The organism is Buttiauxella ferragutiae, from assembly GCF_022637515.1.
GTDB classification, from domain to species: domain Bacteria; phylum Pseudomonadota; class Gammaproteobacteria; order Enterobacterales; family Enterobacteriaceae; genus Buttiauxella; species Buttiauxella ferragutiae.
Genome location: NZ_CP093332.1, coordinates 1,651,030 through 1,675,969, shown reverse-complemented (window position 1 = coordinate 1,675,969; position 24,940 = coordinate 1,651,030). Strand labels below are relative to the sequence as shown.

Below are 24,940 nucleotides of genomic sequence, written 5' to 3'. Positions count from 1 at the left end.
ACTTTCTTTGAAGCGATTCAATAATTATTGATTTTGGGAATAAATAGCCCTCACCCCGGCAATTTTGTCAGGTTGAGCTCTGTAAGATGAGAGGTTTTTCCGTTCACCAGTGTGTTCAGTTATCTCTTTAATTCCCGAAAACGGTGAACGTGCCAGGTGGCTCACGCCAGCCCCCTGGCAACCCCGGCGCCCGGTGATTAAATTGCCGCTTGCGGCGATTTATTTGCCGGGAGTCCGGGTTCTTAGGGTGGCGACGGTGGTCACCCTAAGACGTTCACCGGTTCAGTGGCTATGTGAAACACTGAACACTGGGTGAACGGAACTGTCTCCCGACTCGCGCAGATGTGACTAAGAGACAGCCCCCAGGAGAGGGAAAGAGGCTGGTTTTCTCCTTCTCCCTCAGGGAGAAGGTCGGGATGAGGGTTGTTTTAAATTACACCGCTCTAAACGCGATATCCGCCGGGATCACTTCACCCTGCCAGTAAAGCGTTGAGGCCACACTTCCCGCCAGTTGGCGGTAGATTGCAGTAAATTCGCTTTCCGGACGGCTGACCACTGTCGGTTTACCGGCATCAAGATCTTCACGCAGCGTAATGTGCAATGGCATCTGCCCCAGCAATTTGGTGTGGTATTGATCCGCCAGTTTCTGCGCACCGCCGGTGCCAAAAATCGCTTCGTGATGGCCGCAGTTACTGCAAATGTGCATGCTCATGTTCTCAACGATGCCCAGTACCGGCACGTCGACTTTCTCGAACATGACGATGCCTTTGCGCGCATCAATTAACGCAATATCTTGCGGCGTGGTGACCACCACAGCGCCGGTAACCGGAATGTTTTGCGCCAGCGTTAACTGGATATCACCCGTACCCGGCGGCATATCCAGCACCAGGTAATCTAAATCCGGCCACATGGTTTCTTGCAGCATCTGCATCAGCGCTTTGCTGGCCATTGGGCCGCGCCACACCATGGCGTTTTCGTCTGTGACCAGGTAACCGATGGAGTTGGTTGCCAGACCATGCGCCACAATCGGCGTCATGTGTGTGCCGTCCGGTGAGGTTGGGCGTTCGTGTTCTGCACCCAGCATGGTCGGGATTGATGGGCCATAAATATCCGCATCCAGAATCCCGACTTTCGCCCCTTCGGCAACCAGCGCCAGCGCCAGGTTGACTGCCGTACTCGACTTGCCAACCCCACCTTTGCCAGAGCTGATCGCAATAATATTCTTCACGCCGTTAATGCCAGGGTGGTTTTTCACGCGCTTTAACGTGGCGATGTTATGGCTGAGTTTCCAGTCAACCGCTTTTGCGCCGGTGATGCGCAATAAGTCTGAGCTGCATTGCTCTTGTAAAGCCTCAAAACCACTACGCCAGGCGAACGGCATCAACAGCTCGACGTGTAACGTGTCATCGAGCATCGCGACATGATGCAGGGCTTTTAGGGCGGTCAGATTATGTTTGAGGGTGGGGTGCTGAAAATTGGCCAGTGTCCCGGCGACCATAGCGCGTAGCTGCTCGGGGGATTTGCTTGCCTGGGATTGAGAGTTCATCCCGACTCCTTATGTTTTTTTATCGGACATTGCAGTTTGTTAAGCATACCAGAAGCCATCCGGCGCGATAAAAATTTCCTTGTGCACCTTGTGTGGTTTACCGCGGGGCGGCACTCGGTTAACATCTAAAGCCCTTTTCTCTTTAGAAGATGCAATTTCTACTATGGCTCAAACCGCGAAAAAATTATTGGTAACGTGCGCACTTCCGTACGCTAACGGCTCAATCCACCTCGGTCATATGCTGGAGCACATTCAGGCTGATGTCTGGGTCCGTTACCAACGAATGCGCGGAAACACGGTCAACTTCATCTGCGCAGACGATGCCCACGGCACACCTATCATGCTGAAAGCACAGCAGTTAGGCATTACACCAGAGCAGATGATTGCCGAAATGAGCCAGGAGCATCAGACTGATTTCGCTGGTTTTAACATCAGCTATGACAACTATCACTCTACGCATAGCGATGAAAACCGTGAGCTGGCGTCGCTGATTTATGGCCGCCTGAAAGAGAACGGTTTTATTAAAAACCGCACCATTTCTCAGCTCTACGATCCGGAAAAAGGCATGTTCCTGCCGGACCGTTTCGTCAAAGGCACCTGCCCGAAATGTAAAGCTCCAGACCAATACGGCGATAACTGTGAAGTTTGTGGCACAACTTATAGCCCAACCGAGCTTATCGACCCGAAATCGGTGGTGTCTGGCGCAACGCCTGAAATGCGTGATTCCGAGCACTTCTTCTTTGATTTGCCATCGTTTAGCGAAATGCTGCAAGCCTGGACCCGAAGTGGTGCGCTGCAAGAGCAAGTGGCGAACAAAATGCAGGAGTGGTTCGAGTCTGGCCTGCAACAGTGGGATATCTCCCGCGATGCGCCGTATTTCGGCTTCGAAATTCCTGGTGCACCGGGTAAATATTTCTACGTCTGGCTGGATGCGCCAATCGGTTACATGGGTTCGTTCAAAAACCTGTGTGACAAACGCGGCGATACCGAAAGCTTCGACGAATACTGGAAGAAAGATTCCACCACCGAGCTGTATCACTTCATCGGTAAAGACATCGTTTACTTCCACAGCCTGTTCTGGCCAGCCATGCTGGAAGGCAGCGGTTTCCGCAAGCCGACCAATTTGTTTGTCCACGGTTATGTGATGGTCAACGGCGCGAAGATGTCCAAATCGCGCGGTACGTTCATTAAAGCCAGCACCTGGCTGAACCATTTCGATGCCGACAGCCTGCGTTACTACTACACCGCGAAACTGTCCTCACGTATCGACGATATCGACCTGAATCTGGAAGATTTCGTGCAGCGCGTGAATAGCGACATCGTCAACAAAGTGGTCAACCTGGCTTCCCGTAACGCAGGCTTTATTGCCAAGCGTTTTGACGGGCAACTGTCTGCACAAATCGCTGACCCGGCGTTATACAAAACCTTCACCGATGCGGCGCAGTCAATTGGCGAAGCGTGGGAAAGCCGCGAATTCGGTAAAGCCGTGCGTGAAATTATGGCGCTGGCCGATGCAGCAAACCGTTATGTCGATGAGCAAGCACCATGGGTGGTAGCAAAACAAGAAGGCCGCGATGCCGACCTGCAAGCCATCTGCACCATGGGCATTAACTTGTTCCGCGTGTTGATGACCTGGCTGAAACCGGTTCTACCTACGCTTTCTGAGCGTGCTGAAGCCTTCCTGAATTGTGAACTGAGCTGGGATGGCATCAACACCCCGCTGGTGAACCATAAAGTGAATACCTTCAAAGCGTTGTATAACCGCATTGAGATGAAACAGGTTGAAGCGCTGGTTGAAGCCTCGAAAGAAGAAGTGAAGGCGACGACGGCACCGGTAACTGGCCCACTGGTGGATGACCCGATTGCTGAAACTATCGCGTTTGATGATTTTGCCAAAGTGGATTTGCGTGTTGCGCTGATTGAGAAAGCAGAATTTGTTGAAGGTTCTGACAAGCTGCTGCGTCTGTCATTGGATCTGGGCGGCGAGAAACGTAACGTGTTCTCAGGTATCCGTTCTGCTTATCCTGATCCCGCCGCACTTGAAGGCCGTTTGACGATTATGGTCGCCAACCTGGCACCGCGTAAAATGCGCTTCGGCATCTCTGAAGGGATGGTGATGGCAGCAGGTCCTGGCGGGAAAGATATCTTCCTGTTAAGCCCGGATAGCGGCGCACAAGCGGGTATGGCTGTTAAGTAATTTGTCCCCTCACCCCGGCCCTCTCCCAAAGGAGAGGGAGGAAACCGGACTCCTCTCTCCCTCAGAGTGAAAACCGACTATCCCCTCTCCCTCAGGGAGAGGGTTAGGGTTAGGGTGGTTTTGCTACGCGTCAGTGCGATTACCCACACTCTTATCTTTCAAAAACACGAACATCAAACCCAGCCAGATAACCCCACCCAACAAATTCAGCAGGCTGAACAAACCATTGCCACCAAACAGATAAGCATGCTTACTCACCTCGATACCAACGGTGAAAATTAGCATCTGCAACATACCCATCGCCGCCGAAACAGTACCTTTGCTCATATCACTGGCGAACAGTGTCAGACGCACCAGTCCTGCGTTGGCAAGGCCAATACCAAAGGCGTAAATACTCAATCCGGCCGTCATCCATAGATACGCATGGGACGATGCTACGGTTGCTACAGCGGCAACCACCAGCCCCGGCACAATCCACCAGCCGCCAAGAATAATCAGCGAGCGTACGCTACGGCGTGAGGTTAAACGCGCCAGCACCAGGTTACCCAGAATCAACGCGCCAAAGATCGGCACTTGCAGCAACCCGTATTCGTAGGTCGACAGTTTTTCACCGCTGATAATGATAATCGGTGATTGCGCAATCCACGCCAGTAGCGGCAGGCTAACAAAACCAATCGCCAGCGCGCCTGCAACAAAACGCCCGTTGCTCAGCACCAGCTTGTAATCATGGCCTAAATCTCGCAGCGAGAGCTTCTCACCCAGACGCGTCGCAGTTTCCGGCATTGCACGGTGTAATCCGTAAAACGAAAATGCCGCCAGCGCCGCAAACAGCACAAACATGGTTTCCCACGGCGCGTAATGAATCCACGCGGCACCGACCAGCGGGCCAAGCAATGGAGCGATTAGCGCCACATTCGCCATTAGCGCGGTGATTTTTATACACACCGCTTCCTCGAAGGATTCCTGGATTGCGGCATACCCCACAGCGCCAATAAAGCACAGGCTGACGCCCTGTAAGAACCGCAAGAAGGTAAATTGCTCGATATTCTGCGCCAGCAGCGTGGCAAGACAGGTGACGATAAACCACACCACGCCGGTCAACATCACCGGGCGACGGCCAATACGGTCTGATAGCGGCCCGAGCAACCACTGTAAAAACATCCCGCCCGCCAGATAGGCCGTCATGGAGGTCGGCACCCATTCGATTCCCGCATTGTATTGCTCAACAACCGCCAGCATGCCTGGCTGGATCATATCGTTGCCGATATAGGTCGAGAATTCATAGAGCACCAGGCACAGCGGGAACAGCAATGCCTGGCGACCCAGTCGCTTATTATTTTGCATGAGTTACTCAGAAGGATAATGACTTGAAGAAACGAAAAACATGCGCAGTTTAATAAATTGCCAGCGCAGTAGATAGTCATTGTTGCAAACAACCGGTCGATTGTTCTGTGGTTTAAGGTTCTCTTAATATCCTCTACATAATCTGTAAATTCTCTTTTGGCTCCAGGTGCCCGAGCAAGGCGCAATGAATTTTTAGCCTGGCGCTATTTTTGCTGGTTTAGGGACTTAAAACATTATGCTCGAACAACTCAATCAGGCACTTTTCTTGCTGATTAACGCCACGCCAGAATCACCCGAGTGGCTAATTAAGCTCGCGATTTTTATCGCCAAAGATTTGATAAGCATCGTGCCGTTGCTGATTGCCATTCTTTGGTTGTGGGGCCAACGCCAACACATGGCAGCCCAACGAATGATGGTTATCAAAACCGCTTTAGCTCTGATTATCAGCGTGTCGTTATCGTGGATTATTGGCCATCTCTTCCCGCATGACAGACCGTTCGTCACTGGATTTGGCTATAACTTCATGCATCATGCACCGGACGACTCGTTCCCGAGCGACCACGGCACAGTGATTTTCACTTTCGCGCTGGCATTTTTGCTCTGGCATCGTGTGTGGTCGGGTGTGCTGTTGTTTGCCATCGGTTGCGTCATCGCCTGGTCGCGAGTTTATCTCGGCGTGCACTGGCCGCTGGATATGCTCGGTGGGTTGCTGGTCGGACTCTGTTCTTGTCTGCTGGCGCAAATGGTATGGAATCTGCTTGGCAAACAGATGTATGCAAGCCTGCATCAGGCTTATCGTTTCTGTTTTGCCCTGTTCATCCGCAAAGGCTGGGTGCGTGACTAACTGTTTTTGCAAAGGTAAGATGCGTTAATTAACGCCCTCACCCTAACCCTCTCCGCCTGGAGAGGGCACAAAAAGGTTTAGCTGCTCATCATGGAAACCCGGCGCGACGAACGCATCAACCGCCTGATTCAGGCGCTTAAACGCAGCGACAAAATTCACCTCAAAGAAGCATCTGCTTTGTTAGGTGTCTCTGAAATGACCATTCGCCGTGACCTGAGCAATGACGCTGGGCCGGTCGTACTGCTGGGCGGCTATGTGGTTCTCGAACCCCGTAGCGTCACCGCCAATCACTATCTGCTAAGTGACCAGAAAACCCGTTGCATTGAGGAAAAACGCCACGCTGCACGCCTCGCAGCGGCACTGGTGCGTCCGCATCAAACGGTGTTTTTTGACTGCGGCACCACAACGCCGTACATCATTGAAGCCATCGATGACTCTCTGGAATTTACCGGCGTTTGTTATTCGTTAAACACTTTTCTGGCGTTGCAGGATAAACCCGGCTGTCGGGTGATTTTAAGTGGCGGTGAATTTCACGCCAGCAATGCGATTTTCAAGCCGATTAATTTCCAGGAATGCCTGAATAATTTTTGCCCGGACATCGCTTTTTTCTCAGCGGCAGGCGTTCACCCTCGTCATGGCGCAACCTGTTTTAATCTTGATGAATTACCCGTAAAAAACTGGGCATTAGCGATGGCACAACAGCGTGTACTTGTCGTCGACAGCAGTAAATTTGGCAAAGTTCGCGCAGCCTGCATGGGGCCACTTTCCGCATTTGATTTGCTAATCAGCAACGAACAACCCGACGCCGAGTTTGTGGCGTTTGCGGCATCAGAGAATCTTTCTCTTCAATGGAAATAGCAAAATAGTCCTCCAAAATAATTCGAGTCGCAGAAAGGCGGCAAAGGAGTGAAGCCCCAGGAGCTTACATAAGTAAGTGACTGGGGTTCACGAGTGCAGCCAACGCATCTGCGGCTCGAAGTATGAAGGAGGGATTAGGCAAACCAGCTGCCGAACCACGAATGGAACTTCATCATCACAAAGTCCCACATCCGGCTAAAGAAACCACCCTCTTCCACTGGCTGCATCACCATTAACGGACGCTGTTCGATTGACTTGCCGTTAAGCTGGAAATCGATAGTCCCGACAACCTGGCCTTTTTTCAGCGGCGCGGTCAGTTGCGGATCGTTAAGTTTGAAACTTGCCTTCAGGTTCTTCAGTTGGCCGCGCGGAATGGTAACCGAGCCACCTTCACCCGCACCCAAATTCACTTCGCTTTTATCACCGAACCACACGCGCTGAGTGACAAAAGTGGCATCTGGTTTAATCGGCGTGACGGTTTCAAAGAAGCGGAAGCCCCACGTCAGCAGCTTTTCACTTTCATTGAAACGAATACGGTCAGTTTTGGTGCCCAGCACCACGGAAATCAAACGCATATCGCCAGAAGTTGCGGAGGCCACCAGGTTGTAGCCTGCGCCTGTGGTGGTGCCGGTTTTCATGCCGTCGACGTTAAGATTTGAGCTCCACAACAAGCGGTTACGGTTCGGCTGCTTGATGTTGTTAAAGGTGAACTCTTTCTCTTTGTGGATGGCGTACTCTTCTGGCACATCGTGAATTAAGGCTTTGCCTAGCAGCGCCATGTCGCGTGCGGTACTGAACTGCCCTGGCGCATCAAGGCCATGTACGGTTTTGAAGGTGGTGTTAGTGAGATTCAGCTTTTGCGCATAGTTGTTCATCAGGCTGACGAACGAATCCTGGCTGCCCGCCACATAATCGGCAATCGCGATGCTGGCATCGTTGCCTGACTGAATGATCACGCCTTTATTCAAATCTTCAACCGAGACTTTATCGCCGGGTTTAAGGAACATCAGCGAAGATCCACGCAGCGCCGGGTTACCGGTGGCCCATGCGTCTTTGCCGACGGTGACCATATCGGTCAGTTTGATTTTATCGGCTTTGATAGCCTGGCCAACCACATAGCTGGTCATTAATTTGGTCAGACTCGCCGGATCGAGCTGCAAATCGGCATTACCTTCCGCCAGTACTTTGCCGCTGGCGTAATCCATTAAGATCCAGGCTTTAGCATCAACTTGCGGTGCATCAGCCGTCTGTTCAGCACTCACCGCAGGCGCGGCTAACAGCAGCAGGGTTGACCCTGCCAGTAAAGCACGTAGCGAAGCAGGAATTTGCAAAGTTTTCATAACACCACCCAGTATCCATTCTAAAAAAGTCACGACACACGCCGTTACTTAATATTTCAAGTTGCCAGTAAGCTAACGTGTGAAACCGCTTAATGAAACATAGCGTTGGTAAAGTTTTTTAAGTTTATTCGATAACTGCGTGAGTTGCCGCCACGTTGATGAGTTTTTTAGCAACCGTTGAACTTGCGTGCTGTTTTCTTCGCCAGCACACGGCATACTGAGATGCAAACTAACAAAGAGGAAACAAAATGATCACAGTTTGGGGCAGAGACAATTCAACGAATGTGAAGAAAGTTTTGTGGTGCCTGGAAGAGTTAGGTGTCGAATACCGATCGATTCCGGCTGGTGGCAAATTTGGCAAAACCCATGATGCAGAATATCTGGCGATGAACCCAAATGCGCTGGTGCCGTGTATTCACGACGATGCCACCGACCTGACACTGTGGGAATCCAATACTATCGTGCGTTATCTGGCCGCACAGTATGGCAAAGAATCGCTGTGGATTGCCCAACCTGCCGCTCGAGCACGCGGTGAAAAATGGATGGACTGGGCAGCTACCTCGTTGGCAGGCCCACACCGTGGCGTGTTTTTCAGCCTGGTGCGCACCGCGCCGGAATTGCGCGATCAAAAGCTGATTGAAGACAGTGTCGACGCCTGTAACGCCCTGTTTGCCATGGTGGACGCCGAACTGGCGCAGCAAAAATGGTTGGGTGGCGAGACATTCAGCGTGGCGGATATTGCGCTGGCGCCAAGCGTTTATAACCTGTTCAATCTCGATATCAAGTGGAATGATTTCCCCAACCTGCAACGCTGGTATCAGCAACTGACCCAGCGCCCGGCATTCAAGAAAATCGTTATGATTCCATTGAGCTAAAAACTAGCCAGAGGGGCTGATTTTCAGTAATTGCCCGTCAGATTCGTCGGTCAGGACATACAGATAGCCGTCCGGGCCGACGCGCACATCGCGAATACGTTCACCCCGCTCATCCAGTAAACGCTGTTGATCGGTGACCTTGTCGCCAGAAAGCGTCAGTTCAATCAGGTTTTTCTCTTTTAGCGCACCGATAAACAGTTTCCCTTTCCACTGCGGAAATTTGTCGGCGTCGTAAAACGCCATGCCGCTCACCGCCGGAGAGACTTTCCAGTAATAAATTGGCTGTTCAGTACCGGCTACAATTCCTCCTTTGGCTTCAGGGATCGGCATTCCGCTGTAATTGATGCCCCAGGTTGCCAGCGGCCAGCCGTAATTTTTACCCGGTTTTGCCACGTTGACTTCGTCGCCACCGCGCGGGCCATGCTCGTTGAGCCACAATTCCCCATTGGCCGGATTAAACGCCATACCCTGTGGGTTGCGGTGCCCGTACGACCATATTTCACTGCGCGCGCCTTGTTGACCGGCAAATGGGTTATCCGCTGGCACGTCGCCGTTTTGCGTCAGGCGCACCAGTTTGCCCTGCAACTTATCCAAATCCTGCGCCGTTGGCCGTTGGTTGTTTTCGCCCAATGCGATAAACAGATAGCCCTTACCATCAAACGCCATGCGCCCGCCAAAGTGGTTGCCGGTCGACAGTTTCGGCATCTGACGGAACACCACTTTGAAGTTTTCCAGCCGCTGCATATTGCTGCTCAGCGTGCCGTAACCGACGGCAGTACCCGCCTGGTCATCGCTGTTGGCTTCTGCAAAGCTCAGCCAGACGCGGCGGCTTTTTTCAAAGTCTGGCGCCAAAACCACATCCAGTAATCCCCCTTGTCCATGCGCCCAAACTTTGGGCACGCCAACAATCGGGTCACCTAAACCTTCGCCTGGTCGCCAGCGCCGTAATTGCCCATCACGCAGCGTTATCAGCATTCCTTGATTATTGGGCAGAAAAGCTAACGACCAGGGATGATCGAGCTTACTTTGTAGCACCTCCACTTTGACCTCAGCGGCGAGGGCAACGCCTGCCCAAAGCAGTAAAGATGCGGCAATGAATGAGCGGAATGGCAACCGTGACATAGCTTGCTCCTTTGCGGATCTACCCGATAAGGTTAGCTTTGCAGAATTTCAGGGATGGGAGTTTTACAAAAACTTTACCAGAGGGGAGTCGCCTCCCCTCGAGGTTTCAACTTTCTACGGCCAGTTGGTGACTCATAATATCTTTCAGGCTGGCGGAAAGTTGTCGCAGGCAGTTTTCCAGTTTTTCAGCATCTATGGCGATATATTGCGGGCAGTCGTGACACCCTGTCATCAGGCAAACGGCGGCTGAAGATACCGCGCCAATTCCCTGATTGATGCTCGCCATTTCTGGTGCGGCAAGATGGGAATTGAGGCGTGAAGCCATCTCACGATACTCAGCAGACAAGTCGAACAAATTATCGCGTAAATGCCCAGTTTCAATCACAGACATATAGCCTTTTGCTTTTCTCATCAAGAGGTAAGCAGCGATGTCTATTTTGGCGATAATCATCTTTTTCAAGAGATCGCGTTTGAGTGATTCCCCATTCATACATTTACCCCCCGTGTGATTAGAATCTATAACACACAGTAATAGTATGGATAAATTTTAGGCAAACCAGTTTTATTTCCCCGTATTTCTTGATCCTCAGCAACAAATTTTACAAATAGTAATATCTACGTAGAAACAAGGTGTTACGAAGCAGTTACCCCGCGGCAAGTGGCGGCTTGATACTTTTCCTCAAACATTTGACGTAACACACTGTGTCCAAGGTTGTTTTGCCAGGTGAAGCTATTTTGTAACACCACCACCGCGAAATGATTCTGGCGATCAATACCGATGTAGCTGGAATAACCACCGATATATCCGACCTGATAAGTGATGGCTTGTTCGCCGTAGGTGTCCGTTACCCAGGCGATATTAGCCGCTTCTTTGTCACGCGGGTAATAGGTTTGCATCGTGTCGTGGAGGGCTTTATCCAGTGTGGCATCGCCGGTGCTGGCAAGATGTGCGCTGGCAAAAGTCAGTAAATCGGCGGTGTCGGTATACAAACCGCCTGCACCGAGCATATTGCCGGTGAACTGCCAGTCAGGTACCACTTGCCCACGGGGAATAAACTTCGGCTGGCTTCCGGCATGCCCGATGGCGCGCTGCGGGTAACTTTTCAGTTTTTGCGGGGTAAAGCTACTATTGCGCATCCCTAATGGATCGAAAATCAGCGTTTGCACCAGTTGGTCGGCGCGTTGGCCGGTTTGATAACGCAACACATAATCCAGCACCGCATAGCCGAGGTTGGAATATAGAGGCCCGGTGCTGCCTGGTTTTGAAAAATCAGCCAGATCTGCCACTACTTCGTCGCTATCGAGATGTGCGTAAAAATTCTCACCGTTTCCCAGATAACGAATAAAAGCCGTCAGCATCGGCAAATCCATATTTTGCCGTGGCAAGCCGGAGGTATGGGTCACCAGTTGCAGCAAGGTGATTTGCTTCGCATCGGCACTTAATGGCACCGACGGCGGCATTAAGGTTTCTAGCGTATCAGACCAATGCAGGCGCCCCTGCGCCACTAATACCGCGGTCGCTTCGGCGGTCATGCCTTTACTGAGGGAACCGACGGCAAATAACGTCTGTTCATTGACGGGATGGTGGTGTTTCGTATCGGTGACACCAAATTGCCAGTAGTGACGTTGGTTATTGGCGTCAATCACCCCAACCACCATCGCCGGCGACTGCTGTTCAACCAGAGCGGGCAGCCACTGGTTAATATCGTGATTTGCAGGCGAACCGCAAGCACGTTGCGCCTTTTGCGGCACTTCCGCCTCAGGAGCAACGTTCGACAGCGTGCCACACCCCGCCAGCATAAAACCGAGCAGCAGCGTACTCAGGCGCGTCAGGTGACGGGGTGAATTCATTTATTAATTCGCCGCAACACAAGGTTTGGCATCAAGACCAATCAGCATGGTGCGGTTTTCGCCAACTTTCTTCAGGCCGAAGTTACTGCTGTGATAGCGATAAAACGCCTGCCCGTTAGTCATATTTTGATAGGAGTAACGGTTGCCGTTATACCAGGCGTAGTCGCCATCGATAGCCAGTTTTTCGCCGCCGCAAACAAACTTCTGCGCAGTTGCCGGTGGGGTGTTAAGTGGCGTAGGAATAATGTTGCAGGCAGTGGTCGCCAGGACAGCAATTAGCATCCCGGAAAGGGCTAAAATCTTAGGCATTAGGGATTCTCTGGTTGAACGGGACGTTACAATTAAGTTAAGCGGGGAGATAATAGAGCCTGCGTCCTGGCTAAGCAAAAGCTAAGGCATGTCGATTAGTCTGAATTTGATCCTGCGTCACTTTAAAAACAACCAGTAGAGCCATACCGAAAACCCGTGTAGAATCGCCCGGTTTTTATTTTCTGTTTACTTTGTGAGCGTGACCTGTATGCAACAACCCCGTATTGGCTTTGTCTCCCTCGGCTGCCCAAAAAATCTCGTTGATTCTGAACGGATCCTGACTGAGCTGCGCACCGAAGGTTACGATGTAGTGCCTAGCTATGATGATGCCGATATGGTTATCGTTAACACCTGTGGCTTTATCGACAGTGCCGTACAAGAGTCGCTCGAAGCGATCGGCGAAGCGCTGAACGAAAATGGCAAAGTGATTGTGACCGGCTGTTTAGGGGCCAAAGAAGACCAAATCCGCCAAGTGCACCCTAAAGTTCTGGAAATCACCGGCCCGCATAGCTACGAGCAAGTTTTGCAGCACGTTCACCACTATGTGCCGAAACCAAAACATAACCCGTTCCTGAGCCTGGTGCCGGAACAAGGCGTGAAACTGACCCCGCGTCACTACGCGTACCTGAAAATTTCTGAAGGCTGCAACCACCGTTGTACTTTCTGCATCATCCCTTCGATGCGTGGCGATCTCGACAGCCGTCCAATTGGCGATGTGTTGTCCGAAGCTAAACGTCTGGTTGATGCCGGTGTGAAAGAGTTGCTGGTTATCTCTCAGGATACTTCAGCTTATGGCGTTGACGTTAAACACCGCACCGGTTTCTACAACGGCGAGCCGGTGAAAACCAGCATGGTTAGCCTGTGCGAGCAGCTTTCCAAACTGGGCGTGTGGACACGTCTGCACTATGTTTATCCGTATCCGCACGTTGATGATGTGATCCCGTTGATGGCCGAAGGCAAGATCCTGCCGTATCTGGATATTCCTTTACAGCACGCCAGCCCGCGCATTCTGAAGTTGATGAAACGCCCAGGCAGCGTGGATCGTCAGTTGCAGCGCATTAAGCAATGGCGTGAGATTTGCCCGGATCTGACGCTGCGTTCCACCTTCATTGTCGGCTTCCCTGGCGAAACTGAAGAAGACTTCCAGATGCTGCTCGACTTCCTGAAAGAAGCCCGTCTGGATCGTGTCGGTTGCTTCAAGTTCAGCCCGGTAGAAGGTGCGACCGCTAACGAACTGGCCGATCCGGTGCCGGAAGACGTGAAAGAAGAGCGCTGGAACCGCTTCATGCAGCTGCAACAGCAGATTTCTGCTGAACGTCTGCAAGAAAAAGTGGGCCGTGAGATTCTGGTGATCGTTGATGAAGTTGACGAAGAAGGCGCGATTGGCCGCAGCATGGCAGATGCACCAGAAATCGACGGCGCGGTTTATCTGAATGGCGAAACAAAATTGAAACCAGGTGATGTCGTGCGCGTGAAAGTGGAAAACGCAGACGAATATGACCTGTGGGGTTCAGTGGTTTAATCCTTCAAAAGAGCCTTTCCTGTTTGGAAAGGCTCTTTACTTTAACGACCTAATTCCTGCTCCATTTGTGCGACCATTTTATTATCAATCCTGAAAAACCACACCGTCGCTGCCAGCAATAAATGCAGCACACCGGGTATCGCAGTGGAAAGCATCGTGATCCCCGCCAAAGACAATGGTGTCTGGTTTTCCATACCGGAACGGTAAGCCACAACGGTCAGTACAACGCTGACGATAACCCCTGCTACTGCCCATGCCAGCTTGACAAAAAATAGGTTAAACGCAAAGTTCATGCCCGATGAACGGCGGCCTGACTTCCATTCACCATACGTATCGGCAAAGGTCACAAGGGTAAAGTGCATCGGTAAAATAAGACCCAACACGACACAACAAACAAAGACTAAAACCAGCCACACCGTGGTCGCTGTCCCGGGAACAAACCATACTGCGAAGTGAGCAAGTGCCAGAACCATATTCACCCAGAAATAGAGGGTTTTAATCTCAAAACTGCGCGTCAAATATTGCACCAGAATTGAACCTGTAATTCCTCCCAACGTCGCCATGCCAAAAAATAATGAGGTATAGGTCGCATCACCATGCAGCACATAAGTAATGAAATACATGGCGACCCCACCTTTAGTATTAAAGATGCTGATGATCAACAACGACATCACAAAGGTCAGCAAAAGCTGATCGTTACGCCGGATACTTTTCAGGCTTTCACGCAGGTTAAACGTATGATTGTTTCGAGCCACTACTCGCTCTTTCACACCATAAAAGCACAGTAGAAACATCGCGATGGCTAAACATGCCAGAACGCCTACACCATACTGATATCCCCGAACCGCATTCCCATTGCCAAAGTAATCCACCATAATCGGCAAACCAACCGAGACGGCGAAACCCGCCACGCCGCACAACGCAAAACGCCAGGACTGGCATGAAACAAGCTCCAGCGGATTAGTGGTGATTTTGGTGATCAATGCGCAATAAGGTACGTTGTTGAGGGAATAAAGCACCGAGAGCGCAAAGTAGGTCACAACGGCGTAAAGCACCTTCCAGTGATAAGCCAAATCCGGCACGCTAAAAGTCAGAAATGCAATCAGTCCTAATGGAATGGCTGTCCAGAGTATAAACGGCCGGAACTGCCCCATTTTGGTCGAGGAGCGGTCAGCAATAACCCCGATCAGTGGATCAGAAATAGCGTCAATCACACGTAGCACCAGGAATAGTGTTCCCACCACCGCCGGTGTTAACCCAAAAATATCGGTATAAAAGAAGGTTAAAAAGTTCGAGATAAGTCCGGTAATAATCGTGCCACCAGCATCTCCCAAGCCGTAACCTATCTTTTCACTTACTGAAAGTTTTGCCAGCCCAACTGGGTGACTGGCCACACCCAAATCATTAGATATTCCACTCATCATGCTCTCCCTATTTACCCGTGTCAGAATGGGCGAATCAGCCGCAGAACCTCTGCGCCATCACGTACCAGCAAAGGTAACGTTTCGAGTGGTGCGGCAACGCTGATAAACCGGCCGCCCTCATGGCGGTCACCCGAAACCACGTCAACCCACACCGTGTTACCGGGTAACCAGACGCGACGTTGCCTCTCCCCTGCGTTAACCACTGGCGCAACAAGAACGTCTTCACCAAATAGATATTGGTCGGTTATCTGCCAGGCTTGCTCATCCTCGGGATAGTGATAAAACAGCGGGCGCATTAACGGCTCGCCTGTCTCATGGGCTTGCTGCATGAGTTTGCGTAGATACGGCCGCAGCCTTTCTCGTAGCGTTGCGTAACAGCTGAGAATCGCAAAGGTGGATTCACCAAAACTCCATAGCTCGTTGCCGGCTCCGGTGTTGCATTGCGCGATACCGTCGCGGTAAGGGATTTCTGGCTCAGTAATGGGGTCGCGGTGTCCATGCATGCGCAGCACCGGGCTGAATACCGCCCACTGGAACCAGCGTATTAACAACTCATGAAAAGCGGGATCGCTGACATCACCGCCATGGAATCCGCCAATATCAGTGGTCCACCACGGGATACCCGCCATGCCCATGCTTAACCCAGCGCAGAGTTGGTTACGCATCGACTCAAATGATGAGTGGATATCGCCAGACCAAACCAAGGCGCCGTAGCGCTGGCTACCGGCCCATGCGCAGCGCACCAGGCTTACCGGATTACTCTGCCCCGCTTCGCGCAGACCGTCGTAAAAAGCCTCGGTATAATGCAGTGGATAGATATTGCCCGTTTCGAGGGTATTACCTATGTGATAACGATAGTTATCAAAATCATAGACACCATATTCTGGCTCAGCCTCATCAAGCCAGAATAGGTTTACGCCATTGTCAAAATAGTTCCTCTTACAGACATCCCAGACGAACTGGCGAGTCTCAGGATTCGTAGGGTCGATAAAGCGGCTATTACCTAAAAAATCGAAGTTGATGTTTAGCCCTTTGCGGGTATTCACCAGCAAGCCCTGCTCGTTCATCGCAGGATAATTTTCACTTTTCACATCCACCGTCGGCCAGACTGAAACCATCAATTCCGTACCCATATCCTTGAGTTCTGCGGTCATCGCAGCGGGATCGGGCCATTCCCGTGAATCAAATTTCCAGTCGCCCTGCACCGGCCAATGGAAGAAATCGGCGACAATCACCGCCAGAGGAATACCGCGATCACGATACTCACGTGCCACACTCAGCAACTCATGCTGGGTGCGATAACGTAATTTGGATTGCCACAGACCCAGGGCAAATTCGGGCATCAAAGGGGGTTTACCGGTGGCGTTCGCATAGTTTCTGATGATTTGCGCAGGGGTATCACCTGCCGTTATCCAGTAATCAATATGCGATGCGGCCTGAGCATGCCAGCGCGTTTCGTTATTCGCAAAAATAACTTCGCCTACCGCGGGGTTATTCCATAAAAAACCATATCCCAGACTCGAGACCATAAAGGGCACACTGGCCTGAGAATTTCGCTGAGCTAATTCAATAGCACAGCCTTTTAAATTAATAAAAGGCTGCTGATACTGTCCCATCCCACACATTTTTTCATTTGGATTAGCTTCAAACCTGACATTTATTTCCATTGCATTTCCAGCTAATGGTTTCATTTCCCGGCCAGATATTTTTAATGCGCTGACTTTATTTTTTGATTGATGGCCCTCATCCAAAAAATGCTCTCCATTGTCTCTTTGCCGCCATAATTCTTCCAGTAAACACTCTTTTTTCTGATTATAAAAAGCAATCCGTCCTTGCTGGTCAACAGATGCGCTGATATTCCCATTAATCAGCGTCAGACTTGTATCATCTCGTTCAAACCGCACAGTAATATCGGGTTGTTCCAGCAAAGCCCAACCCGGAATTTCACTACTATCAGGTTGAATACCTGAAATAATTCTTAAACTATCTTTACCCCAAGGAAAAATGGAAAGGTAATAACCATTCCATGACCAATACAGCGAGTTATCTTTAATTTGTAGGGTGTTCATCATGACCTCATTTTATTTATTGGAAGTTATAATTATTTTTCCGGAAACGTTTCCGATAATGGTTAACATTAAGCAGCAAGTCAATGAAGGAACTAGCCCAATAAGTAAAAGGATCTGAGAGTTGTGATCTCGTGTTTATTATTCAAATATCCCCAGGTCAACCGTGATATATTTATGCGGCAGTCATCGCAAATGGTAAAACTTAGCAGAGTAAAATATAGATATGGCGTAATCGTCCATGTGTGGGAAAAGGAATAGATGAATATCAAAGAGTTGGCAAAAATACTGGATCTCTCCATTGCCACCGTTTCAAGGGCACTGAATAGCCACCCTGAAGTCAGTATGGCAACGCAAAAGCGCGTACTTGAGGCGGCAAATTTCTATGGTTATCGGCCCAATGCTGCGGGCAGAAATCTGCGCAAGGGTAAGGTCAACACCGTTGCGCTCCTGCTACCATCGGGTGAACGGGACAACTTCTACACGGCCTCTTTTTTCATGCGCGTTGCTGCGGGTCTGCAAACCCGCCTGCGCCAGCAGGATATCGACACCATCCTGCACCTGGCACTGGACGATGCAGATGAAAAACTGTGGCTACAAAAAATTGTTGAGCAACGCAAAGCCGACGCCGTCATACTGACCAACACTCAAATCAACGATCCTCGTATTGAGTATTTGCATAAAAATAATTTCCCGTTTGCCACGCTTGGACGCAGCTCTACCCTGAATGGCCAATTCAACTGGGTAGATCTGGATTTTGCCACGGTAGCAAAAGAAGCGGTGCAACAGGGAAAAATGGCGGGATATCAAAATATTGCGCTGGTCACGTTGGAAAAATCGAGTGCGCAGGGAGCAATCTTCACGCAGGCCTGGCGCGAAGCCTTACGCCAGCAAAACCTGAAAGTGAATGAAGAATATCTCTTCCAGGGTGAAATCAGTGAGGCGTCCGGTTTCGAGGCGCTGCGTTATTTCCACCAGCTCCCCATCCCTCCTGATTACATCATCTTTCTTAGCGACTTACAGATGCTAGGAGCAAGCTTTTATACCCGGCAACAGCGCTGTCACTACCCGTTCTTTGCCGGAGTTTTTAGCAGCGATATCTCATCATTTCTGCCGATAAAACCTACGGGTTTTGACGTCCCTTTCAGGGTGATAGGTGAAGATTTGGCAACCGCTATTCTCAATGCCATGCAGGGCGAACAACCTCCGGTGCATTCCTTACCAGAGTTATGCCTTGTCACCCGACGGGAACACAAAATGGGTTAACCTTTTATCTTGGGATCCAGCGCGTCGCGCAGCCCATCTCCCAATAAATTAAACGCCAGCACCGTCAGGAAAATCGCCAGACTCGGGAAAATTGCCACATGTGGGGCAATCACCATATCGGCGCGTGCTTCGTTTAACATCGCGCCCCACTCTGGTGTTGGTGGCTGTGCGCCTAACCCTAAGAACGACAGGCTCGCCGCGGAAATGATCGATGTGCCAATACGCATGGTGAAATAGACCACTATCGACGAAACCGTGCCCGGTAAAATATGGCGGAAGATAATCGTCGCATCCGAGGCGCCAATACTGCGTGCCGATTCAATAAAGGTTTGGTGTTTTAGCACCAGCGTATTGCCGCGCACCAGGCGGGCAAAAGCAGGAATACTAAAAATCGCCACCGCGATTATCACGTTCGACATGCCGGTACCCATTACTGCCACTACTGCAATCGCCAGTAAGATCCCAGGGAAGGCGAACAACACGTCACAAATACGCATAATGACGCGATCCCACCAGCCTTCGTAATATCCCGCCAGCAGGCCGCAAACGGTGCCAATTACCGCGCCGATCAACACCGAGAATACCCCTGCCGCCAGCGAGATTTGCGCGCCCACCAGCACGCGGCTGAAAATATCGCGCCCTAACGAATCTACGCCAAACCAGTGCACTATCGACGGCCCTTCGTTGAGCCGGTCGTAATCAAAATAGTTTTCCGCATCGAACGGAGAAATCCACGGCGCGATAAGCGCGATAGCAACCAAAAACAGCACGAAAGCCCCGGCAAACATCGCCACCGGCTGCTTGCGCAAACGGCGCAGAAATTCGTGCCACGGGGTGCGCACTTGATTGGGCCGAACTATCGGCATCGCGTTCAGTACCGCCTGGCGTCGCCAGTTAAAGAGTCGCATCCTTACTTGTACCTGATAGCTGGGTTAATGGCGGCATACAGCAAATCCACCACTAAGTTGATGACAATAAATTCCAGCGAGAACAGCAACACTTCCGCCTGAATCACCGGGTAGTCGCGCATCTCGACCGAATCCACCAGCAAGCGCCCAAGCCCCGGCCAGTTAAACACTTTTTCGACCACAATTGAGCCACCGAGCAGGAAGCCAAACTGTAACCCCATCATGGTAATCACGGGGATCATCGCGTTGCGTAGCCCATGTTTGAGAACTATCAGTGTTTCGCTGACCCCTTTAGCACGCGCGGTACGCATGTAATCTTCTTGCAGCACATCGACGAAGGAAGCACGGGTGAAACGAGCCATCACTGCCGCCACTGCCGCGCCAAGCGTGACAGACGGCAGAATGTAGTGCTGCCAGCTATCGGCCCCTACCGTCGGCAACCAGCCCAGTTCTACGGAGAAAACCTGCATCAGCAGCATGCCGAGTGCGAAGGCCGGGAAAGAGATACCGGAAACCGCAATCGTCATGCTCAGTCTGTCCGGCCAGCGATTACGCCAGACGGCAGAAATAATGCCAGTGAACAGCCCGAAAATGACCGCCCACCCCATGCTGGTGAGCGTGAGCCAGAATGTTGGCATAAAACGGCTGGCGATCTCTTCGGAAACCGGACGGCGCGACACCATCGAGATGCCAAAATCGCCCTGCAAAATGTTGCCGATATAGTGTAAGAATTGCTGCCACAGCGGTAAATCCAGGCCTAACTGTTTGCGCACCATATCGATAACGGTGGCGTCTGCATCAGGCCCGGCGATTAACCGCGCCGGGTCACCTGGCAGCATATGGACGAAAAGAAACACCAGCACCGCGACAATCAGCAATGTGGGGATCAGGCCCAGTAGGCGTTTGAGGAAATAGTTAAACATTGTCCCCCCTCACCCTAACCCTCTCCCCCAGGAGAGGGGATTGGATCGCCTGTCGTTCCCCCTCTCCCTCAGGGAGAGGGTCGGGCTGAGGGTGAAAACACGCCACCAAAATCATCACTCTTTCAAATCCGCATCATCAAAACTAAACCCGGCATCCGGCATCACATAAAAACCGCTGAGGTTTTTGCTGTGCGCAGAAACCAGTTTTTCAACCACCAGTGGCACCCACGGATTTTCCTTCCAGATAGTGTCCTGCGCGTCTTTATACAGTTTCGCTTTTTCATCACGGTTGGTGGTTTTCAGCGCGTCCGTCAGGTCTTTATCCACTTGCGGATTGCTGTAGAACGCGGTGTTAAACAGCGTTGGTGGCCAGTTAGATGAGGCAAACAACGGCGACAATGCCCAGTCAGCTTCGCCAGTCGAGGCCGACCAACCGGTGTAGAACATTCTCACGCCGCTCTCTTTTTGCCCTTTGCCTTCCACTTCAGCAGCTCGTTGCCCGGCATCCATCGCGGTAACCTTCACTTTGATGCCCACTTGCGCCAGTTGCTGCTGAGTGAACTGCAACACTTTCTGCGCGGTACTGTGGTTATGAGACGACCACAAAGTGGTTTCGAAACCGTTCGGATAGCCTGCTTCTTTCAGCAATGCACGCGCTTTGGCCGGGTCATACGGCCACGGTTTGTAAATTTGTGCGAAATCGATAGATGGCGGTACCACGCCTTCGGCAGGGGTCGCATAACCCGCAAATGCCACTTTCACCAGCGCCTGGCGGTTAATCGCATAGTTAATAGCTTCACGCACCTTCGGGTTATCAAACGGCTTTTGCGTCACGTTCATGCTGAGGTAACGCTGCATGATGGAAGGCGAAGCCACCAGTTCCAGCTTGTCGTTTTTCGCAAGCACCCCTGCCTGTTCGTAAGGAATTGGGAAGGCAAATTGCGCCTCGCCGGTTTGCAGCATGGCCGCGCGGGTATTGTTATCCACCACCGGGCGCCAGGTGATGGTGTCGAGTTTAGGTAAACCCTGTTTCCAGTAACCGTCGAACTTCTTGACCTTCACAAAATCGGTCTGGTTCCAGGTGTCCAGTTGATATGGGCCAGTGCCGACCGGATGGAAACCAATCTCTTTGCCATATTTTTTCAGTGCCGTCGGGGAAATCATCGCCGTTGCCGGATGGGCCAGAATATTGATAAACGCCGAGAATGGCTGTTTGAGGGTGATTTTTACCGTACTGGCGTCAACCGCTTCGGTCTTAGCAATCGCTTTATACAGGTTGTAGCGCTTGAGGTGGTTTTCCGGATTGCTGGCGCGATCAAGGTTGGCCTTCACCGCTTCGGCGTTGAAATCGGTGCCATCCTGGAATTTAACCCCCGAGTGCAGTTTGATGGTGTAAACCAGCCCGTCGTCAGAAACGGTATAGCTTTCTGCCAGCACGTTTTGCAGTTTCATCTCTTTATCCAGACCAAATAGCCCCTGATAAAACGACTTTGCCACCGCCTGCGACAGCGTATCGTTGGCATCATACGGGTCAAGCGTGGTGAAATTGGATGCCACAGCAACAACGACATCTTTTGCAGCGAATGCCGGAGCGGCAATCACGCTGGTTGCCAGACCTGCGGCCACTAGCCACTTGGTACTTTTTAATGCGGTCATGAAGTTCTCCTGATTATCCCTGCCAAAAATATCACTGTGACCGGGCAACAAAGTGCCCTGGTCCAACATTCACAAGCGTTGCAACATGCGGTTCAAACCCCAGTTTGTGCGTGCTACTGGGGATGTCATCGGAAAGCAAAACAGGTTTAGGCCGACGGTGCGCGGGGTCGGCAACCGGTACAGCAGCCATGAGTTTGCGGGTATACGGGTGCTGCGGGTTTTCAAACACCGCGCGACGCGGGCCGATTTCGACAATTTGCCCGAGATACATCACCGCCACGCGATGACAAATGCGCTCAACTACCGCCATGTCATGGGAAATAAACAAAAAGGCGATGCCAAACTCACGCTGTAAATCGAGTAGCAAGTTGATGATTTGCGCACGAATAGAGACATCCAGTGCCGAGACAGACTCATCGGCAATCACCACTTTCGGATTGAGTGCCAGTGCGCGCGCAATGCAGATACGCTGTCGCTGGCCGCCGGAAAACTCATGGGGATAACGCCACGCATGTTCGGGCTGCAATCCCACGCGTTCGAGTAACCACGCCACGCGTTGTTGCGCCTGCGCTGTGGACATCACGTTATGAACCAGCAACGGTTCCATAATCGAATAACCCACCGTCAGACGCGGGTCGAGCGAGGCATAAGGATCCTGGAAAATAAACTGGATGTCTTTGCGCACATGCTGCATGTCGGCATTGGAGAGCGTGTCGATACGTTGGCCGTTGAAATGAATGCTGCCACCCTGAGTTTCTACCAGCCGCAACAGCGCCCGTCCGGTGGTGGATTTGCCACTGCCTGACTCTCCCACCAGCCCCAGCGTTTCGCCAGGCCATAAGTCAAAACTCACTTTTTCTACTGCGTATACGCGACTGGTGACGCGGTTGAAAATGCCACTGCGAATATCAAAACGCGTAACCAGGTCGCGCACTTGCAGCACCGGCACCGCGCCAGGCGTAATAGTGTCTTGTTCGGTTTCAGGTTCTGTACGGTCAGGATGTTCTGGATTCACCAGCGGGAATTTGCGCGGTAAATCACGGCCATTCATCGCGCCAAGACGCGGCACCGCAGCCAATAGCGTTTTGGTGTAAGGATGAACAGGCGCGTTAAAGATCTGTTCCACGCTGCCTGTTTCGACGGCCACGCCTCGATACATTACCAGCACGCGGTCGGCCATATCGGCCACCACGCCCATATCGTGGGTGATAAATATCACGCCCATATGCATTTCATCTTGCAGCACGCGGATAAGCTGGAGGATTTGCGCCTGAATCGTCACGTCCAGCGCGGTGGTCGGTTCATCGGCAATCAGCACCGCCGGACGACAAGAGAGTGCCATCGCTATCATCACGCGTTGGCGCATGCCACCAGAAAGCTGATGCGGATAACGCCCCAAAATAGCTTTTGCTTCCGGAATGCGTACCCGTTCGAGCATGCGCCTGGCCTCTTCCATCGCCGCCTGTTTATCCAGCCCCTGATGCAGGCGGATAGATTCGGCAATTTGTTCACCCACCGGAAATACCGGGTTGAGCGACGTCATCGGCTCCTGGAATATCATGGCGATATCCGCGCCGCGCACATGGCGCATTTGCGATGTACTCAGCGTCGCCGGTTCAATCACCTCACCGTTGCGGCGACGCAGCAAAATTTTTTCGCTTTCAACAATGCTCGCGGTCTTTTCCAGCAGGCGCATTAAGGCTAGCGCTGTGACTGATTTCCCAGAGCCGGACTCCCCGACAATCGCCAGTGTTTCGCCGCGCTTTAGCACAAACGACAAATCGGACACCGCCTGGGTGTCGGCATTTTCCTGGCGAAAACGAACGTTCAGTCGGCTAACAGACAGCACTTCGTCGTCGGGCAGTTCGTGACTATGGGGCATCAATGCTCCTGGCTGTGATAAATTCCAACGTTTGGGGCGTCCCCGACATAACCGTAGCCGCGGTACATCCCTTCACTATTAAATGGCAACGCCACATTGCCTTCGTTATCGATAGCAATCACCCCGCCACTGCCTTGCAGCGCCGGAAGTTTTTCCATCACTACGCGTTCTGTCGCTTGTTGCAGACTCAGCCCGCCATATTCCATCAACGCTGCAATATCGTAGGCCGCAAGCGTTTTCATAAATACTTCGCCCGTTCCGGTACAAGAGACGGCCACATTGGCGTTATTGGCATAGCAACCCGCACCGATAATCGGTGAATCGCCTACGCGGCCTGGCATTTTGTTGGTCATCCCGCCCGTAGAGGTTGCGGCGGCCAAATTGCCATATTGATCGAGTGCCACGGCTCCGACCGTGCCAAATTTGGTATCTGAATTGATCGGCTCGTCACCATCGTGATCAAGCACGGTTTGCTGGCTGGTTCGGGCACGTTGTAGTTGATCCCAGCGTTCCTGAGTGAAAAAGATGTCCGGCGAAACAGGCTCAAGGCCTTGTTGCTGTGCAAAGTTTTCTGCACCGCGCCCAATCAACAGCACATGTGGGCTGTGTTCCAGCACCTGGCGCGCTGCCAGAACGGGGTTGCGAATATGGCTGACACCCGCCACGGCACCCGCTTCGAGGGTGTTGCCATCCATGATGCAGGCGTCCAGTTCATGGGTGCCGTCGTGGGTAAAGACGGCGCCGATACCGGCGTTAAACAACGGGCATTCTTCGAGCAAGCGCACCGCTTCGGTGACGGCGTCTAACGCGCTGCCGCCCGCACCCAGCACGGACTGGCCCACCTCAACGATTTCCGATAAAGCTTTAATATATAGCAGCTCTTTTTCAGGGCTGAGTTGTGCACGAGTAATGGCTCCCGCGCCACCGTGAATCGCGATTACTGCTTTGCTCATTTCGACATTGCCTTGTCAGAGTTCGTTATATTGTCGGAGTCCGTTGTGTGGTCA

Annotated in this window: 20 protein-coding genes; 6 read left to right on the top strand and 14 right to left on the bottom strand. The window is 51.8% G+C overall.

Going from position 1 to position 24,940, the window contains the following annotated elements:
* Positions 1 to 433 precede the first annotated feature (433 nt).
* On the bottom strand, positions 434 to 1,546 hold the full coding sequence (apbC, locus tag MNO13_RS07620; protein WP_064545083.1) for an iron-sulfur cluster carrier protein ApbC: 1,113 nt from the start codon (positions 1,544 to 1,546) through the stop codon (positions 434 to 436).
* Positions 1,547 to 1,709: 163 nt separating this feature from the next.
* Between apbC and metG the strand changes: the two genes are divergently transcribed.
* Positions 1,710 to 3,743: a methionine--tRNA ligase gene (gene metG, locus MNO13_RS07615; protein ID WP_241939704.1), complete on the top strand. Its 2,034-nt coding sequence runs from the start codon at positions 1,710 to 1,712 to the stop codon at positions 3,741 to 3,743.
* 123 nt (positions 3,744 to 3,866) lie between these two features.
* On the opposite strand, the gene MNO13_RS07610 is transcribed toward metG, so the two are convergent.
* Positions 3,867 to 5,087, bottom strand: coding sequence for an MFS transporter (locus MNO13_RS07610; RefSeq protein ID WP_064545079.1), 1,221 nt, complete (start codon positions 5,085 to 5,087; stop codon positions 3,867 to 3,869).
* A 235-nt stretch (positions 5,088 to 5,322) separates the two neighbouring features.
* Between MNO13_RS07610 and ybjG the strand changes: the two genes are divergently transcribed.
* Positions 5,323 to 5,931 carry an undecaprenyl-diphosphate phosphatase gene (ybjG, locus tag MNO13_RS07605; protein WP_121815231.1) on the top strand — a complete coding sequence of 203 codons (609 nt, stop codon included), beginning with the start codon at positions 5,323 to 5,325 and terminating at the stop codon, positions 5,929 to 5,931.
* Between the two features lie 90 nt (positions 5,932 to 6,021).
* Positions 6,022 to 6,789 (top strand): DNA-binding transcriptional repressor DeoR, encoded by a 768-nt coding sequence (gene deoR, locus MNO13_RS07600; RefSeq protein ID WP_064545075.1) that lies wholly within the window; start codon positions 6,022 to 6,024, stop codon positions 6,787 to 6,789.
* Between the two features lie 134 nt (positions 6,790 to 6,923).
* Here deoR and dacC read toward each other — a convergent pair whose 3' ends face one another.
* Positions 6,924 to 8,129: a serine-type D-Ala-D-Ala carboxypeptidase gene (gene dacC / locus MNO13_RS07595; protein WP_064545073.1), complete on the bottom strand. Its 1,206-nt coding sequence runs from the start codon at positions 8,127 to 8,129 to the stop codon at positions 6,924 to 6,926.
* Positions 8,130 to 8,377: 248 nt separating this feature from the next.
* Between dacC and MNO13_RS07590 the strand changes: the two genes are divergently transcribed.
* On the top strand, positions 8,378 to 9,004 hold the full coding sequence (locus MNO13_RS07590; RefSeq protein WP_064545071.1) for a glutathione S-transferase family protein: 627 nt from the start codon (positions 8,378 to 8,380) through the stop codon (positions 9,002 to 9,004).
* A gap of 3 nt (positions 9,005 to 9,007) precedes the next feature.
* Here the strand turns inward: MNO13_RS07590 and MNO13_RS07585 are convergent, their stop codons facing one another.
* From MNO13_RS07585 to MNO13_RS07570, 4 genes are all read right to left on the bottom strand, one after another.
* Entirely contained in the window at positions 9,008 to 10,126 is a 1,119-nt protein-coding gene (locus MNO13_RS07585) for a PQQ-dependent sugar dehydrogenase (RefSeq protein ID WP_064545069.1), read from the bottom strand.
* 106 nt (positions 10,127 to 10,232) lie between these two features.
* Entirely contained in the window at positions 10,233 to 10,616 is a 384-nt protein-coding gene (locus MNO13_RS07580) for a biofilm formation regulator BssR (RefSeq protein ID WP_064545067.1), read from the bottom strand.
* Between the two features lie 143 nt (positions 10,617 to 10,759).
* The gene (locus MNO13_RS07575) at positions 10,760 to 11,977 is read right to left on the bottom strand and encodes a serine hydrolase domain-containing protein (RefSeq protein WP_241939703.1); all 1,218 of its coding nucleotides are present in this window, start codon (positions 11,975 to 11,977) and stop codon (positions 10,760 to 10,762) included.
* 3 nt (positions 11,978 to 11,980) lie between these two features.
* Positions 11,981 to 12,286, bottom strand: a complete 306-nt coding sequence (locus MNO13_RS07570; protein WP_064545063.1) for a hypothetical protein — start codon at positions 12,284 to 12,286, stop codon at positions 11,981 to 11,983.
* 208 nt (positions 12,287 to 12,494) lie between these two features.
* On the opposite strand from MNO13_RS07570, the gene rimO reads away from it, so the two are divergent.
* Positions 12,495 to 13,808 (top strand): 30S ribosomal protein S12 methylthiotransferase RimO, encoded by a 1,314-nt coding sequence (gene rimO, locus MNO13_RS07565; RefSeq protein ID WP_064545060.1) that lies wholly within the window; start codon positions 12,495 to 12,497, stop codon positions 13,806 to 13,808.
* A gap of 41 nt (positions 13,809 to 13,849) precedes the next feature.
* Here the strand turns inward: rimO and MNO13_RS07560 are convergent, their stop codons facing one another.
* The gene (locus MNO13_RS07560) at positions 13,850 to 15,229 is read right to left on the bottom strand and encodes an MFS transporter (protein WP_064545058.1); all 1,380 of its coding nucleotides are present in this window, start codon (positions 15,227 to 15,229) and stop codon (positions 13,850 to 13,852) included.
* Positions 15,230 to 15,252: 23 nt separating this feature from the next.
* Positions 15,253 to 17,301 (bottom strand): glycoside hydrolase family 31 protein, encoded by a 2,049-nt coding sequence (locus MNO13_RS07555; RefSeq protein ID WP_241940048.1) that lies wholly within the window; start codon positions 17,299 to 17,301, stop codon positions 15,253 to 15,255.
* A 258-nt stretch (positions 17,302 to 17,559) separates the two neighbouring features.
* Between MNO13_RS07555 and MNO13_RS07550 the strand changes: the two genes are divergently transcribed.
* Positions 17,560 to 18,564: a LacI family DNA-binding transcriptional regulator gene (locus MNO13_RS07550; protein ID WP_064545054.1), complete on the top strand. Its 1,005-nt coding sequence runs from the start codon at positions 17,560 to 17,562 to the stop codon at positions 18,562 to 18,564.
* On the opposite strand, the gene gsiD is transcribed toward MNO13_RS07550, so the two are convergent.
* The 5 genes from gsiD to iaaA all read right to left on the bottom strand — a co-directional run bounded on the left by gsiD (position 18,561) and on the right by iaaA (position 24,886).
* Positions 18,561 to 19,472, bottom strand: a complete 912-nt coding sequence (gene gsiD / locus MNO13_RS07545; protein WP_064545052.1) for a glutathione ABC transporter permease GsiD — start codon at positions 19,470 to 19,472, stop codon at positions 18,561 to 18,563. The genes MNO13_RS07550 and gsiD overlap by 4 nt on opposite strands.
* A gap of 2 nt (positions 19,473 to 19,474) precedes the next feature.
* On the bottom strand, positions 19,475 to 20,395 hold the full coding sequence (gene gsiC / locus MNO13_RS07540) for a glutathione ABC transporter permease GsiC (RefSeq protein WP_064545050.1): 921 nt from the start codon (positions 20,393 to 20,395) through the stop codon (positions 19,475 to 19,477).
* A gap of 114 nt (positions 20,396 to 20,509) precedes the next feature.
* Positions 20,510 to 22,051, bottom strand: a complete 1,542-nt coding sequence (gene gsiB / locus MNO13_RS07535; protein ID WP_241939702.1) for a glutathione ABC transporter substrate-binding protein GsiB — start codon at positions 22,049 to 22,051, stop codon at positions 20,510 to 20,512.
* Between the two features lie 31 nt (positions 22,052 to 22,082).
* Positions 22,083 to 23,933: a glutathione ABC transporter ATP-binding protein GsiA gene (gene gsiA, locus MNO13_RS07530; RefSeq protein ID WP_133521921.1), complete on the bottom strand. Its 1,851-nt coding sequence runs from the start codon at positions 23,931 to 23,933 to the stop codon at positions 22,083 to 22,085.
* Entirely contained in the window at positions 23,933 to 24,886 is a 954-nt protein-coding gene (gene iaaA, locus MNO13_RS07525; protein WP_133521922.1) for a beta-aspartyl-peptidase, read from the bottom strand. Before iaaA ends, gsiA begins: the two co-directional genes overlap by 1 nt.
* Between the last annotated feature and the right edge of the window lie 54 nt (positions 24,887 to 24,940).

Excerpts from the sequence above, each read along its gene's own strand:
- rimO (WP_064545060.1), top strand. The coding sequence starts at position 12,495 with ATGCAACAACCCCGTATTGGCTTTGTCTCCCTCGGCTGCCCAAAAAAT.
- MNO13_RS07610 (WP_064545079.1), bottom strand. The coding sequence starts at position 5,087 with ATGCAAAATAATAAGCGACTGGGTCGCCAGGCATTGCTGTTCCCGCTG.
- MNO13_RS07555 (WP_241940048.1), bottom strand. The coding sequence starts at position 17,301 with ATGAACACCCTACAAATTAAAGATAACTCGCTGTATTGGTCATGGAAT.
- dacC (WP_064545073.1), bottom strand. The coding sequence starts at position 8,129 with ATGAAAACTTTGCAAATTCCTGCTTCGCTACGTGCTTTACTGGCAGGG.
- apbC (WP_064545083.1), bottom strand. The coding sequence starts at position 1,546 with ATGAACTCTCAATCCCAGGCAAGCAAATCCCCCGAGCAGCTACGCGCT.
- MNO13_RS07580 (WP_064545067.1), bottom strand. The coding sequence starts at position 10,616 with ATGAATGGGGAATCACTCAAACGCGATCTCTTGAAAAAGATGATTATC.
- metG (WP_241939704.1), top strand. The coding sequence starts at position 1,710 with ATGGCTCAAACCGCGAAAAAATTATTGGTAACGTGCGCACTTCCGTAC.
- iaaA (WP_133521922.1), bottom strand. The coding sequence starts at position 24,886 with ATGAGCAAAGCAGTAATCGCGATTCACGGTGGCGCGGGAGCCATTACT.
- MNO13_RS07550 (WP_064545054.1), top strand. The coding sequence starts at position 17,560 with ATGAATATCAAAGAGTTGGCAAAAATACTGGATCTCTCCATTGCCACC.
- gsiA (WP_133521921.1), bottom strand. The coding sequence starts at position 23,933 with ATGCCCCATAGTCACGAACTGCCCGACGACGAAGTGCTGTCTGTTAGC.
- gsiC (WP_064545050.1), bottom strand. The coding sequence starts at position 20,395 with ATGTTTAACTATTTCCTCAAACGCCTACTGGGCCTGATCCCCACATTG.
- deoR (WP_064545075.1), top strand. The coding sequence starts at position 6,022 with ATGGAAACCCGGCGCGACGAACGCATCAACCGCCTGATTCAGGCGCTT.
- ybjG (WP_121815231.1), top strand. The coding sequence starts at position 5,323 with ATGCTCGAACAACTCAATCAGGCACTTTTCTTGCTGATTAACGCCACG.
- MNO13_RS07570 (WP_064545063.1), bottom strand. The coding sequence starts at position 12,286 with ATGCCTAAGATTTTAGCCCTTTCCGGGATGCTAATTGCTGTCCTGGCG.
- gsiD (WP_064545052.1), bottom strand. The coding sequence starts at position 19,472 with ATGCGACTCTTTAACTGGCGACGCCAGGCGGTACTGAACGCGATGCCG.
- MNO13_RS07585 (WP_064545069.1), bottom strand. The coding sequence starts at position 10,126 with ATGTCACGGTTGCCATTCCGCTCATTCATTGCCGCATCTTTACTGCTT.
- MNO13_RS07560 (WP_064545058.1), bottom strand. The coding sequence starts at position 15,229 with ATGAGTGGAATATCTAATGATTTGGGTGTGGCCAGTCACCCAGTTGGG.
- MNO13_RS07575 (WP_241939703.1), bottom strand. The coding sequence starts at position 11,977 with ATGAATTCACCCCGTCACCTGACGCGCCTGAGTACGCTGCTGCTCGGT.
- MNO13_RS07590 (WP_064545071.1), top strand. The coding sequence starts at position 8,378 with ATGATCACAGTTTGGGGCAGAGACAATTCAACGAATGTGAAGAAAGTT.
- gsiB (WP_241939702.1), bottom strand. The coding sequence starts at position 22,051 with ATGACCGCATTAAAAAGTACCAAGTGGCTAGTGGCCGCAGGTCTGGCA.